Source organism: Streptomyces sp. AN091965 (genome assembly GCF_022698285.1).
Classification (GTDB): domain Bacteria; phylum Actinomycetota; class Actinomycetes; order Streptomycetales; family Streptomycetaceae; genus Streptomyces.
Window position 1 is genome coordinate 2,948,698 of sequence record NZ_JALDMY010000001.1, and the last position, 13,509, is coordinate 2,962,206.

General features: G+C 73.9%; 10 protein-coding genes. 4 read left to right on the forward strand and 6 right to left on the reverse strand.

All coding sequences use genetic code 11. The features are described from left to right. Positions 1–2: 2 nt before the first annotated feature. From MQV74_RS12250 to rsmH, 4 genes are all read right to left on the reverse strand, one after another. The gene (locus MQV74_RS12250; protein ID WP_242716889.1) at positions 3–1,667 is read right to left on the reverse strand and encodes a UDP-N-acetylmuramoyl-L-alanyl-D-glutamate--2,6-diaminopimelate ligase; all 1,665 of its coding nucleotides are present in this window, start codon (positions 1,665–1,667) and stop codon (positions 3–5) included. 12 nt (positions 1,668–1,679) lie between these two features. Then, positions 1,680–3,686 carry a peptidoglycan D,D-transpeptidase FtsI family protein gene (locus tag MQV74_RS12255; RefSeq protein WP_242716891.1) on the reverse strand — a complete coding sequence of 669 codons (2,007 nt, stop codon included), beginning with the start codon at positions 3,684–3,686 and terminating at the stop codon, positions 1,680–1,682. Between the two features lie 5 nt (positions 3,687–3,691). Continuing rightward, on the reverse strand, positions 3,692–4,255 hold the full coding sequence (locus MQV74_RS12260; protein ID WP_242716894.1) for a septum formation initiator family protein: 564 nt from the start codon (positions 4,253–4,255) through the stop codon (positions 3,692–3,694). Positions 4,256–4,356: 101 nt separating this feature from the next. Beyond that, a complete protein-coding gene (rsmH, locus tag MQV74_RS12265; RefSeq protein ID WP_308402262.1) occupies positions 4,357–5,358 on the reverse strand; it encodes a 16S rRNA (cytosine(1402)-N(4))-methyltransferase RsmH in 1,002 nt (333 codons plus the stop codon). Between the two features lie 415 nt (positions 5,359–5,773). Here rsmH and MQV74_RS12270 point away from each other — a divergent pair, with 415 nt between their 5' ends. The 4 genes from MQV74_RS12270 to MQV74_RS12285 all read left to right on the forward strand — a co-directional run bounded on the left by MQV74_RS12270 (position 5,774) and on the right by MQV74_RS12285 (position 11,563). Continuing rightward, entirely contained in the window at positions 5,774–6,334 is a 561-nt protein-coding gene (locus MQV74_RS12270; RefSeq protein WP_242716898.1) for a beta-class carbonic anhydrase, read from the forward strand. Between the two features lie 368 nt (positions 6,335–6,702). Next, positions 6,703–7,722 (forward strand): AAA family ATPase, encoded by a 1,020-nt coding sequence (locus MQV74_RS12275; RefSeq protein ID WP_242716900.1) that lies wholly within the window; start codon positions 6,703–6,705, stop codon positions 7,720–7,722. Between the two features lie 14 nt (positions 7,723–7,736). After that, a complete protein-coding gene (locus tag MQV74_RS12280) occupies positions 7,737–9,155 on the forward strand; it encodes a DUF58 domain-containing protein (protein ID WP_242716923.1) in 1,419 nt (472 codons plus the stop codon). After that, entirely contained in the window at positions 9,152–11,563 is a 2,412-nt protein-coding gene (locus MQV74_RS12285) for a transglutaminase TgpA family protein (protein WP_242716925.1), read from the forward strand. The genes MQV74_RS12280 and MQV74_RS12285 overlap by 4 nt, the downstream gene beginning before the upstream one ends. Positions 11,564–11,928: 365 nt before the next feature. Here MQV74_RS12285 and MQV74_RS12290 read toward each other — a convergent pair whose 3' ends face one another. Both MQV74_RS12290 and MQV74_RS12295 read right to left on the reverse strand, forming a co-directional pair. Continuing rightward, the gene (locus tag MQV74_RS12290; RefSeq protein ID WP_242716927.1) at positions 11,929–12,348 is read right to left on the reverse strand and encodes a DUF3040 domain-containing protein; all 420 of its coding nucleotides are present in this window, start codon (positions 12,346–12,348) and stop codon (positions 11,929–11,931) included. 301 nt (positions 12,349–12,649) lie between these two features. Further along, positions 12,650–13,486, reverse strand: coding sequence for a methyltransferase (locus MQV74_RS12295; RefSeq protein ID WP_242716929.1), 837 nt, complete (start codon positions 13,484–13,486; stop codon positions 12,650–12,652). Positions 13,487–13,509 lie beyond the last annotated feature (23 nt).

A 13,509-nucleotide genomic window follows, 5' to 3' on the forward strand; every position in this document is an offset into this window, starting at 1 on the left:
CTTCATCCCTGGGTTTGCTGGATAGCTTCGCGAAGCACCTGGCGGTCGTCGAAGGGACGGACCACCCCGGCGATGTCCTGGCCCTGCTCGTGGCCCTTGCCCGCGACGAGGACGGTGTCGCCGGGCTCGGCGCGGGCGACGGCCGCGGCGATCGCGGCGGCCCGGTCCTCGAAGACGGCGACCTCGGCGCGCTCGTGGGCGGGCACCTCCGCGGCGCCCGCGAGCATGGTGGCGAGGATCGCGAGGGGGTCCTCGGAGCGGGGGTTGTCGGAGGTCAGTACGGCGGTGTCGGCGAGCCGGGCCGCGGCGGCGCCCATCGGCCTCCGCTTGGTCTGGTCGCGGTCGCCGCCGCAGCCGAGCACGATGTGCAGCTTGCCCTCGGTGACCTTGCGCAGCGCGCGCAGGACCGATTCGACGGCGTCCGTCTTGTGGGCGTAGTCGACGACCGCGAGGTAGTCCTGGCCCGCGTCGACGCGCTCCAGGCGGCCCGGGACGCCGGGCACCGCGGCCACGCCGTCGGCCGCGGTCTGCGGGTCGATCCCGGCGACGGCCAGCGCGACGATCGCGGCGAGCGTGTTGGCCACGTTGAACGGGCCCGCCAGCGGCGACTTCGCGGCGATCCGCTCGCCCTTGGGGCCGACGGCGGTGAACGTGGAGTCCATCGGACCCACGTGGACGTCCTCGGCGCGCCAGTCGGCGTCCGGGTGGCCCTCGGCGGAGAAGGTGGTGACCGGCACCTCGGACTCGGTCAGGAGCCTGCGGCCGTACTCGTCGTCGTAGTTGACGACGCCGAGCCGGGCGCGCCGCCGCGTGAACAGCTGCGCCTTGGCCCGGAAGTAGTCCTCCATGTCGGAGTGGAACTCCATGTGCTCCGGGCTCAGGTTGTTGAACACGGCCACGTCGAACACGCAGCCGTCCACGCGCCCGAGCACCAGGGCGTGGCTGGAGACCTCCATCGCGACCGCCTGGACGCCGCGCTCGCGCATCACCGCGAACAGCGCCTGCAGATCGGTGGCTTCGGGCGTGGTGCGCTCGGACTTGATGCGCTCGTCGCCGATGCGCATCTCCACGGTGCCGATGAGCCCGGTGCTGCGGACCTCTCTGAGACCGCCTTCCATGAGGTACGCGGTGGTGGTCTTGCCCGACGTACCGGTGATGCCGATCTGGAGCAGGTCGCGGCCGGGGTGGCCGTACACCGACGCGGCCAGCTCGCCCATGCGGCCGCGCGGGTCCTCGACGACGAGGACCGGCAGGCCCGTGCCGGCGGCGCGCTCGGCACCCGTCGGGTCGGTGAGGATGGCGGCGGCGCCGTGGTCGGCGGCCTGGGCGACGAAGTCGGCGCCGTGCATGCGGGCGCCGGGCAGCGCGACGTACAGGTCGCCGGGGCGCACGGCGCGCGAGTCGTGGGTGATGCCGGTGACACCGGTGGCTCCCGGTGCGGTGCCCGGGGCCGCGGCCCCCAGCTGATCGGCGAGCTCCGCGAGGGGGGTGGCGGAGACCTGGGCCGGCCTGGGCGGTCCCGGATAGGTCACGGGAGCGTCCTTCTGGGTGGTTTGGGACTGATCAGCGTGTGGCACGGCGGTGAGCGTACCGGGCGTACCCCCGCTGGGGCCAAAAGGGAGGGGCCCTGGTGTGCGGTTCCCCGGATCCGGGGTGATCGTCGTCACGGCGGATCCCGCTCAGCGGCCCGGCTTGCCGGCGGCCGGAGGGCGGCCGGGCGTCTCCGGTTTGCCCGGGGTGAAGGTGACCGGGAGGCGGGCGGGAGTGTGGCCGGTCGGCGGCACCTGGAGGGTCTTCAGGGAGAACTGCATGACCTTCTTGTAGATGGGCCCGCAGATCTGGCCGCCGAAGTAGCTGCCCTTCTTGGCGTTCTGGATGACGCAGTAGACGGTGACGCGCGGCTTGTCGGCGGGCGCGAACCCGGCGAAGGACGAGGTGTAGCCGCGGTAGCGGCCGGTCTGCGGGTCGACGCGGTTGGCGGTGCCGGTCTTGCCCGCGACGCGGTAGCCGGGGATGCGCGCCTTCGTGCCGGTGCCCTCCTCGTCGTCGACGACGGACTCCAGCATCCGCGCGACCGTGTTCGCGGTCTTCTTGCTGACGACGCGGTTCTTCTCGGGTGCGGGCGCGGGCGTGAAGCGGCCGTCGGGCCCCTTGGTGCCGCGCACGAGCGTGGGCTCGATCCGCACGCCGTCGTTGGCGAGGGTCGAGTACACGGAGGCCGCCTGCATGGCGTTGATGGAGACGCCCTGGCCGAACGGGATGGTGAACTGCTGCGAGGTCGACCACTTCTCCGGCGGCGCGAGGATGCCCTTGGTCTCGCCCGGGAACCCGAGTCCGGTGGGCTTGCCGATGCCGAACTTGCGCAGGTACGAGTAGAGGGTGCGGTTCACCTGCCGCTGGGTGTCGCCCAGCTCGCCGGTGGCCAGGATCGTGCCGATGTTGCTGGACTTGGCGAGCACGCCGTTGAGCGTGAGGTACCAGGTCGGGTGGTCGATGTCGTCCTGGAAGAGCCGGTCGCCGCGGTGCAGCCGGTTGGGCACGGTCACCCGGGTGTGGGGCGTCGCCGCGTTCTCCTCCAGGACGGCGGCCATCGACATGACCTTGGCGGTGGAGCCCGGTTCGTAGGCGTCCTGCACCGCCGCGTTGCCGAGGCTTCCGCTGGCGGCCCGGGACAGGTCATTGGGGTCGAAGCCGGGCGCGTTGGCCATGGCGAGGACCTCGCCGGTGCGGGTGTCCTGCACGACCACGTAGCCGCGGTCCGCCCGGGACTTCCTGACCTGCTCGGTGATGGCGTCCTGCGCGGCCCACTGGATGTCGCGGTCGATGGTCAGCTCGACGTCCGAGCCGGGCACGGCGGGCTTCTCGTTGCTGCCCGCGGTCGGCACCTGGCGGCCGCCGGACTGGGCGTAGCGGATCTCGCCGGGCTTGCCCGCGAGGCCCTTGTCGAGCTGCTGCTCGATGCCGCCGCCGCCCTTGCCGTCGGCGTTGACCCAGCCCAGTATCCCGGCGGCCAGGTCGTCGTTCGGGTACACGCGCTTGCTGGTGGGCACGGCGAAGACGCCGGCGAGGACGTTGACCGCCGTGGCGTCGGCGTTCGCCTTGTCGGCGAGCGTGGCCCGCAGGTCCTTGATCTGCTTCCACACCTGCGGGGTCTCGCGCCGGGCGAGCAGTGTGAAGCGGGTCTTGGGCGTCCTGAGCTTCTTGGCCAGGACGTCGGTGTCCTCGTCGACGATCGGCGCGAGCAGGGCCGCGGCCTGCTCGGGCGCGTCCTTGATCTTCGTCTCCCCGGCCGTGAACAGCGTGGGGTCGGCCGTGATGTCGTACGCGTCCACGCTGGTGGCCAGCTCGACGCCGCGGCGGTCGGTGATGGCCCCGCGCTCGGCGGCGATCTTGTGGCTGGAGTACCGGTTCTTCTCCGCCTTGGCGGCGTACGCGTCGGCGTCGACGGCCTGCACCTGGAGGAGCCGCACCACGAACGCCAGCATCACCAGCGTCAGGGCGAGGCTGACCAGGCGCAGCCGGGGCCGGGGGCTGCCCAGGCGCAGCGGCCTGGCCGCGGCCGGACGCGGGCGGCGGGCGGGCCGCCGGCCCTGCTGGGGGCGGCGCGGCCCGCCGTCGCGCGCGGGCCGGACGGGGCGGGCCGGTCCGGGGACGCGGCGCCGGGGCGGCGGTTGACGGTCCGTCACTTACGTCACCTGCCGGAGGTCGTGGGGGCGGGCTTCGCGGAAGGGGGCGGGGCGCCCGGCGAGGTGCCGCCGGCGGGCGGCACGGCCGCCGGGCTCGGCGCCGGGGACGGCACGGCTCCCGGCGTGGGCAGCGCCTCGGGGGCCTGGGGCGCCGGGGGCAGCGGCGCGGGCGGGCGGGCCGCGGACTCGCGCAGGGCGGAGGGGCCCGGCGCGCTGTTGGGGACCCCGCGGACGGTGCCGTCGGGGTTCAGGAAGGCCGGGTCGCCGCCGGGGACCATGCCGAGCTCGCGGGCGCGCCGCTGGAGCGCGTCCGGGGCGGCGTACCCGTCGACCTCCCGCTGGAGCTGCTGCTCCTCGTCGGTGAGCTCCTGGGTCTCCCGCTTCACCTTGCTGAGCTGGAAGGACCCTTCGTTGAGGGAGGAGTTGAGCAGCAGGAGCGTGATCAGGCCGCCGCCGAGCAGCAGCACGACCAGGAGCATGAAGGGGGTGCGGGCGGCCTGGCTCGGGCCCCCGGGCAGCAGCCGCGCGAGCCGCGCGGCCCGCCCCCGAAGCTGCGGTCTCTTGCTCACGAAAGCCACCTCCTCCACGAAGCCACCTCGGTCATGCGGACCCCTCGCTCCCCTCGCTTCCGCGAGCCGCCCCGCTCACGCGGGCACCTCGCGGACGCCTCTCACGGAGTGACGTCCTCGCGGATGCGCTGGGCTCCGCGCAGCCGCGCGGGCGCGGCCCTGCGGTTCTCCGCGATCTCCTCCTCGGTGGGCAGTTCGGCACCGCGCGTAAGGAGCTTGAGCCGCGGCTGGTACTCCTCGGGCACGATCGGCAGGCCGGGCGGCGCGGTGTTCGCGGCCCCGGCCGCGAACACCTGCTTGACCAGGCGGTCCTCAAGGGAGTGGTACGACAGGACGGCGATGCGGCCGTCCACGGCGAGCGCCTTGACGGCCGCGGGAATGGCCCGCTCCAGGACGCTCAGCTCGCCGTTGACCTCGATGCGCAGGGCCTGGAAGGTGCGCTTGGCGGGGTTGCCGCCGGTGCGCTTGGCGGCCTGCGGGAGCGCGTCCCTGATCAGCTCGACGAGCCGGGCGCTGTTGCTGAAGGGCTCCTTGTCGCGCTCGCGCACGACGGCGGACACGATCCGCTTGGCCTGCTTCTCCTCGCCGTACTGGCGCAGGATCCGCACCAGTTCGCCCGCGGGGTAGGTGTTGAGGACCTCGGCGGCGCTCATGCCGGTCGTCTGGTCCATGCGCATGTCGAGGGGCGCGTCCTGGGCGTAGGCGAAGCCGCGGTCCGCCTCGTCGAGCTGCATGGAGGAGACGCCGAGGTCGAACAGGACGCCCTGGACGCGCGGGATGCCGAGCCGGTCGAGCACCTCGGGCAGCTCGTCGTAGACCGCGTGGACGAGGGTCGCGCGCTCGCCGTGGGGCGCAAGCCGCTCGCCGGACAGGCGCAGCGCCTCCTTGTCCCGGTCCAGGGCGACGAGGCGGGCCTCGGGGAAGGCGGTGAGGAGGGCCTCGCTGTGGCCACCGAGGCCGAGGGTGCAGTCGACGACGACGGCTCCCGGCCGGGTGAGCGCCGGGGCCAGCAGGTCCAGGCACCGCTGGAGCATCACCGGGACGTGTCGGCCCGCCCTTCGCCCACCACCACCCTTATTTGGAAGCGCTTCGCGCCCTGTCACTTTGGGGCCTCTCAGGTCCGGCGGGCGTCGCACGCACCGCCGGGTCCCCGCCCGCTCGGTGAAGGGGAGCCGGATGCCGGCGCCGGGGAGGCGGCGTCAGCCGACCGGGAGCGGGAGGAGGCCGAGCCGTACGTACGCGCCACGCACGTGGGGAATTCTGCGAATCTCCGGATGTACCAGCGGGGAGCAGGTCTCCGCTCCCGCTTCGCGTCACTTTAGTCCACCCTGTCTCGCGGTCAATCAACCGGCCTGCGCGGCGCGGCCCGGCCGGGATCACGTCCGTGATCAGCGCGACTTCACCCGTTCGGCGGGCTCGCGCCCGTCCCTGTGGGTTACCTCACAACAACGTTCGATGGTGTTCTTTGTCCCCTCTCACGACAGGCCCCCACCCGCTGTGACCACTACCGTCATAGTCATGACGACTTCCGCATCCCTCCCCACTGAGCCCGAAGGCGCCATACCCACCGGTGCGCGCGAGGACGGCACCGTCACCGACCGCCTGGTCGACGCGAACACGCGCTACGCGGCGGGCTTCACCGACCCCGGCATGGACGCCCGGCCCGTCCTCCGGGTCGCGGTCGTGGCCTGTATGGACGCCCGCCTCGACCTGCACGCCGCACTCGGGCTCGAACTCGGTGACTGCCACACCATCCGCAACGCCGGCGGCGTCGTCACCGACGACGTCATCCGCTCGCTGACCATCAGCCAGCGCGCGCTCGGCACCCGCAGCGTGGCCCTCATCCACCACACCGGCTGCGGCCTGGAGTCCCTCACCGAGGAGTTCCGGCACGACCTGGAGATGGAGGTCGGACAGCGGCCCGCGTGGGCCGTGGAGTCCTTCCGCGACGTCGACCAGGACGTGCGGCAGTCGATGCAGCGCGTGCGCACCTCGCCGTTCCTGCTGCACTCCGACGACGTGCGCGGCTTCGTCTTCGACGTGCACACGGGCCTGCTGCGCGAGATCGACCCCGCCTGAGGCCACGACACACCCGCGGGACGCGAGCGGGGCGCCGACCGGGAACGGCGGCGCCCCGCTCGCCCGCGACCGCGGTGGGCCCGCGTGACCGAATCGACAGTGTGTGACGCTGGGGTACCGGGTACCGGACAATTTCCGGCACCCGAAACGCCGCAAGATCCGACATAACGGCGCCAGTTATCCACAGGCAAGTGACACGAACCGGTATGCCCAACAAGAATGCCTGTGTGGCGCCGCGCTGAACCATTCACGCGTGGTGTCCGTGTTTCGGGGTGGGCCGGTCCGCACGTGAGTGTCGGCCCGGGGAACCATGAAAAGAGGTATCCCTTGCTCCTTGCCGAGCGTGGGGAAGGGCCGAGGAGGGCCGGGTGACGACCTATGACGATCGAGCGAGCCTCACAGATCTGACCGCCACGGCGGAGCGTGTCCGCGGGTCGGTCGAGGGTGTGATCGAGGGCAAGCCGGAGGTCGTACGGCTATCGCTGACGGTGCTCCTCGCCGAGGGGCACCTGCTCATCGAGGATGTTCCGGGCGTGGGCAAGACCATGCTCGCCAAGGCGCTCGCGCGGTCCATCGACTGCTCGGTGCGGCGCATCCAGTTCACGCCGGACCTGCTGCCGTCGGACATCACGGGTGTGTCCATCTGGGACCAGCAGCGCCGTGACTTCGAGTTCAAACCGGGGGCGATCTTCGCGCAGATCGTGATCGGCGACGAGATCAACCGCGCGTCCCCGAAGACGCAGTCCGCGCTCCTGGAGTCCATGGAGGAGCGCCAGGTCACCATCGACGGGCAGACGTACGAACTGCCCAGCCCCTTCATGGTGGTGGCCACGCAGAACCCGGTGGAGATGGAGGGCACCTATCCGCTGCCCGAGGCGCAGCGCGACCGCTTCATGGCGCGCGTCTCGATCGGCTATCCGGGCCCCGAGGCCGAGCTCCAGATGCTGGACGTGCACGGCGGGGTGTCCCCGCTGGACGACCTCCAGCCGGTGGCGCACGCCCACGACATCGTGAAGCTCATCGACGCGGTCCGCACGGTCCACGTCGCCGAGACCGTGCGCCGGTACGCGGTCGACCTGGTCGGCGCCACCCGCAACCACCCCGATCTGAGACTCGGCGCGTCGCCGCGCGCGACCCTGCACCTGCTGCGGGCCGCCAAGGCGTCCGCGGCGCTCAGCGGCCGTGACTTCGCCCTGCCGGACGACGTGCAGGCGCTGGCCGTCGCCGTCCTCTCGCACCGGCTGCTGCCCACGGCCCAGGCGCAGTTGAACCGCCGCACGGCCGAATCGGTCGTCCTGGAGATCCTGCAGCGCACCCCGGTCCCGGCGGCGCCCCAGCCCGGCCAGGGATTCTTCGGCCAGCAGCCGCCCGGCGCCCGGAGGCTGTGATGACGGCCGGGGGGATGCCGTCGGAGCGACCCGACGATACCGGCGGCACCGGCGGCACTGGGCACCACGCGGAGAACGGGGACAGGGGGGAGCGGGGCGGACTGCGCACGGCGCTCGCCGGGCTCACCACCCGGGGCCGCTCCTTCTTCGCCGCGGGCATCGCCGCCGCCGTCTGCGCCTACGTGCTCGGCCAGGGCGACCTGCTGCGGGTCGGACTGCTGCTCGCGGTCCTGCCGCTGGTGTGCTCCGGCGTGCTCTACCGCACGCGCTACCGCGTCGCGGGCAGCCGTCGGCTGACCCCCGCGCGCGTGCCCGCAGGCTCGGAGGCGCGCGTGCACCTGCGCATGGAGAACGTCTCGCGGCTGCCCACGGGCCTGCTGATGCTCCAGGACCGCGTTCCGTACGTGCTCGGGCCGCGGCCGCGGTTCGTGCTCGACCGCGTGGAGGCGAGCGGGCGCCGCGAGGTGTCCTACCGCGTCCGCTCGGACCTGCGCGGCCGCTATCCGCTGGGCCCGCTCCAGCTGCGCCTCACCGACCCCTTCGGGATGTGCGAGCTGACCAGGTCCTTCTCCACGTACGACACGCTGACGGTGGTCCCGCGCGTGGAGGCGCTCCCGGCGGTGCGCCTGACCGGCGAGGCCAAGGGGTACGGCGACGGGCGGCACCGCTCGCTCGCCCTCGCGGGCGAGGACGACGTCATTCCGCGCGGCTACCGCTACGGCGACGACCTGCGCCGCGTCCACTGGCGCTCGACCGCGCGCTACGGCGAGCTGATGGTGCGCCGCGAGGAGCAGCCGCAGCGCGCCCGCTGCACGGTCCTCCTGGACACCCGCGCGGTGGCCCACCAGGGCGCGGGCCCGGACTCGGCCTTCGAGTGGGCGGTCTCGGGCACGGCCTCCACCCTGGTGCACATGCTCGAGCGGGGCTTCTCCGTACGCCTGTTGACCGACACCGGCAACTCGCTGCCCGGCGAGGGCGCCGACGGCTTCGCGGGCGCCAGCCAGGAGTCGGCGGACTCGGCCGGGCTGATGATGGACACGCTCGCCGTGATCGACCACTCGGACGGCGCGGGCCTCTCGCGCGCGTACGACGTGCTCCGCGGCGGCAACGAAGGCCTTCTCGTGGCCTTCCTCGGTGACCTCGACGAGGAGCAGGCCACGGTGGTCGCCAAGATGCGCCAGCGCAGCGGTGCCGCGGTCGCCTTCCTCACGGACAGCCACGCCTGGCTGCGGGGCGCGGGTACCCCGCCGTCCCCGGCGGCCGCGAACGGGCTGCGGCTGCTGCGCGAAGCGGGCTGGACGGCGGTCGCCGTGCCGCCCGGGGTGTCGCTGGTCGACCTGTGGCGCCAGGCGGACCACCTGCGCACCGGCACGGTGGCGGCGCCCGCGGCGAGCACGGGCCCGATGGCGGGCGGGACAGGGGGATGGACATGAGTGGGCGGACGCGACTGGCGCTGTGCGCCGCCGCCGCGACGCTGATGGCGTCGGGCGCGATGCTGCCGCTCGTCGACGAGTCGGGCTGGCTGGTGCAGGCGGCGATCCTGCTCGCGCTGCAGAGCGGCGTGGGCGGCCTGGCGCGGCGGGTGCCGCTCGCCCGGCCGCTGACGGTGGCCGCGCAGGCCCTGGTCACCCTGCTGCTCCTGACGCTGGTCTTCGGCCGGGAGCAGGCGCTCGCCGGGGTGATCCCCGGGCCCGAGGTGTTCCGGCACTTCGGGCTGCTCCTGGAGGCGGGCGGCGACGACGTCGGGCGGTACGCGATCCCGGCACCGCTCACCGACGGCATCCGGCTGATGCTGGTCGGCGGGGTCCTGGTGGTCGGGCTCATGGTGGACGCGCTCGCGGTGACGTTCCGCACGGCCGCGCCGGCGGGCCTTCCGCTGCTCGCCCTGTACTCGATCGCTGCGGGCCTCGCCGAGGACGGCGCCGGGTGGCTGTGGTTCCTGCTCGCGGCCGCCGGATATCTGTTGCTGCTCCTCGCGGAGGGCCGCGACCGGCTCTCGCAGTGGGGGCGGGTCTTCGGCGGGGCGGCCCGGCCGCCCGGCCGGGTCTCGGCGGGCCTGGACGGCGACGGCGGCGCACTCGCCCCGGTGCGCACGGGCCGCCGCATCGGCGCCGTCGCCCTGGGCGTCGCCCTGGTGGTGCCGCTCGCCCTGCCCGCCCTCGACGGCGGCCTCCTGGACGACTCGAACGGGCCGGGGGGCGGCGGCCGCGGCGGAGGCGGCACCATCTCCGCGGTGAACCCGCTGGTCGCGCTCCAGGACAGCCTGAACCAGCCGGAGGACCGCGAGGTCATCTCGTACCGCACGAACGCGAAGAACTCCCAGGAGATGTATCTGCGGATCGTGTCGCTCGACAAGTTCGACGGCACGACGTGGAAGACCACCGTCCGGGACATCGAGGACATCCCCTCGCGCCTGCCGGACCCGCAGGGCCTGTCCCCCACCGTCCGCAGGACCGAGATCCAGACGAACCTCTCGGCGGCGGACGGCTACGCGCAGAACTGGCTGCCCATGCCGTATCCGGCGAGCCAGGTGCGCATCGAGGGGCGCTGGCGGTACGAGCCCGTGGGCCGCGCCGTGGTCGGCGACCGCGGGCAGACCACGCGGGGCGTGCAGTACTCCGTCAACAGCCTGGTCGTGGAGCCCACGGCCGAGCAGCTCGCGGCCGCTCCCCCGCCGCCCGCGGCCGTGGCGCGGGAGTTCACCAAGGTGCCGGACTCGCTGCCCTCGGTGGTGGAGGAGACGGCCCGCAGGATCACCCGCGGCGCCGCGAACGACTACGAGCGGGCGGTGAAGCTCCAGGACTGGTTCGCCTCCGACGGCGGCTTCACGTACAACACGCAGGTCCGTGCGGGCAGCGGCCCCTCGGCGATCGCGCGCTTCCTGGACCAGAAGGAGGGCTTCTGCGTCCACTTCTCCTTCGCCATGGCGTCGATGGCGCGCACGCTCGGCATTCCGGCGCGCGTGGCGGTGGGCTTCACCCCGGGCTCCGCGCAGGCGGACGGCACCATGTCGGTGGGTCTTCGGGACGCGCACGCCTGGCCCGAGCTGTACTTCGAGGGCGTGGGCTGGACCCGCTTCGAGCCGACGCCGACCCGTGGCTCCGTGCCGGAGTACACCCGTGACCAGACCCCGTCCGACGACTCCAGCGACCCGGCGGCGCCCACGCCGTCCACGTCGGAGAAGGAGTCCCCGGGGCCCTCGCAGTCCTCGGACTGCCCGCGCGACCAGCGGCAGGCGGGGGGCTGCAACAGCGCGATGCCGCAGCTCTCGTCCGGCTCCGACGACGACGGGCCGCCGGTCGCGATGATCGTGGGCGGGTCGCTGGCGGGGCTCGCCGTGCTCGCGGTGCCCCTGTTGCCGCTGCTGTGGCGGACCCGGGTGCGCGCGGTGCGCCTCGGCGTCGGCGGGCGCACCGAGGCGGACGCCACGGCGCGGACCCTCGCGGCCTGGCTGGAGGTCACGGACACCGCGTGGGACCACGGCATCCCGCCGGACGAGTCCCGGACACCGCGCACGGCGGCGGCCCGGATCGTCCGCCTCGGCAAGCTGGAGGCGGGCGCCGCGGAGTCCGTGCACCGGGTGGCCGCGGCGGTGGAGCAGGTCCTTTACGCGCCGCAGCCGCGGCACGCGACGGGGCTGGCGGACGACGTGCGGCGGCTGCGGGCGGGGCTGCGTGCCTCCGCGAGCCGTCCGGCCCGGCTGCGGGCGACGCTCGCGCCGCGTTCGGCCGCGCGGGTGACGTGGGCGCTTTCGGAGCGCTGGACCGGGCTGCGCGCCCGGTGGCAGCGGTGTGTGGCCAAGCGGTGGCCCGCCCGGCCCGCGGCGCGCGAGGGGAGCTGAGGCCCCGGGTCCGGCGCCCTGGCCTGGCCCGAAACGACCGTGGGGTGACCGCCTGTCTGCGGTCACCCCACGGTCGTGTGCGGCCCCCTCACCTCCGCCTCATGTGCGAGTGCACATGCGTGAGCAAATCCCGGAGCCGACGGCTCCGCGGGGCCTGACGCCAGGGCGAGCGGCCCCCGGGAGCACCGGGTACGGGCCAGCGGCGGTGCCCGGTCGCACGGCACCGGCCTCGGCGCGGACCGCCCTGCGGCACCGGCGTCCGCGCAGCCGGGTCCGGACAGCGACAAGGCCCGGCGCGCGGGGTGCGCGACGGGCCTTGGGCGGAGCAGGGAAGTCAGGCGCGGCGGGGAAGTCTTTCGGGAGGGCTACTGGCCGCCTTGCTGCTCGTCCCTGCGGCGCTGCCAGCGCTGCTCGATGCGGTCCATCATGGACCGCCGCTGCCTGGGGTGATGCTGCCGCCGCCCGTGCGGGGCGGCGGTTCCACTCGGGGTGCCGGGGGCCTGTTCGCCCGGCTTGGGCGCCTTGCGCCAACCGGTGACGGCGAGCACCGCGCAGCCCAGCATGACGAGGAATCCCACCACGCTCACCCAGATCAGCTGGGCGACCATTCCGGCCATGAGAAGGGCGATGCCCACCAGGAAGCCCGCGACCGCTTGGTAGACCCGCTTCCGGGTGTACGTACGCAGCCCGCTTCCCTCAAGCGCTGTCGCGAACTTGGGATCTTCGGCGTACAGCGCTCGCTCCATTTGCTCGAGCATGCGCTGCTCGTGCTCCGAGAGCGGCACGGAGTCCTCCTCATCGTGCAGTCGCCGGGGCGACCGGGGGGTCCCCTTCAGGATAGGCAGGGAATCGCCCCCGTGAAACCCGCCCCTCTGCGCCAACTTCGCCAAACCGGACCGTCAGGTCGCTCCGGCTCGCTGAAGCCTGCATTCCCCAGCGGCCGGTCTGTCATGCCGGACGGTGTCCCTCGATCATACGGCGCCCGTAGCCCGTTCGGGGGGCCTGTGGCGTACTCCATGTGCTGCTGCGCCCCTGATCAGCGAGGTAGCCCCAGGCGTCACAGGGGCCCCAGCGGCCCGTCGGCGCTCAGGCCCCGCTCGCCTCGGGGGTCTCGCCGAGCACATGGAGCTGGGTGGCCACGGAGTGGAACGCGGACAGCTCGGCGGCCGCCGCCTCCAGCTTCAGGAGGGCCTCCAGGGCACCGGGCTCGGTGTCGACGAGGACGCCGGGCACGAGGTCGGCGAAGACCCGCACGCCGTGCACCCCGGCCACGCGCAGGCCCGCGCCCTCGACCAGCTCGGTGAGCTGGTCGGCGGTGAAGCGGCGCGGCACCGGGTCGCCCTCGCCCCAGCGCCCGGCCGGGTCCTGGAGCGCGCGGTGGGCCTCGGTGAAGTGTCCGGCCAGGGCCCGGGCGATGACGGCGCCGCCGAGGCCCGCGGCGAGCAGGCTCAGGACGCCGTCGGGGCGCAGCGCTCCGACCACGTTGCGCACGCCTTCGGCGGGGTCGTCCACGTACTCCAGGACGCCGTGGCAGAGCACCGCGTCGTAGCCGCCGCGCTCGACGACGTCGAAGAGGCCGTGCACGTCGCCCTGGACGCCGCGCACGCGGTCGGCGACACCGGCCTCCGCGGCGCGGCGCTCCAGCGCGAACAGCGCGTTGGGGCTGGGGTCGACGACCGTGACGCGGTGGCCGAGGCGGGCCACGGGTACCGCGAAGTTCCCGCTGCCGCCGCCGGTGTCCAGGACCTCCAGGCCGCCGGGGCCGTCGCCCGCGGTGGCCTTGACCCGGCGGTCGAGGGCGTCCTTCAGGACCTCCCAGACCACGGCCGTACGGAGGGAAGCGCGGGGGCGAGGGGGGTCGGAGCGCAGCGACGCCGCTTGCGGCGGGCGGGGGGAGGCGGGCGGGCGCATCGGGTCCGACACGGCAGTTGACTCCTCGGCGCGGC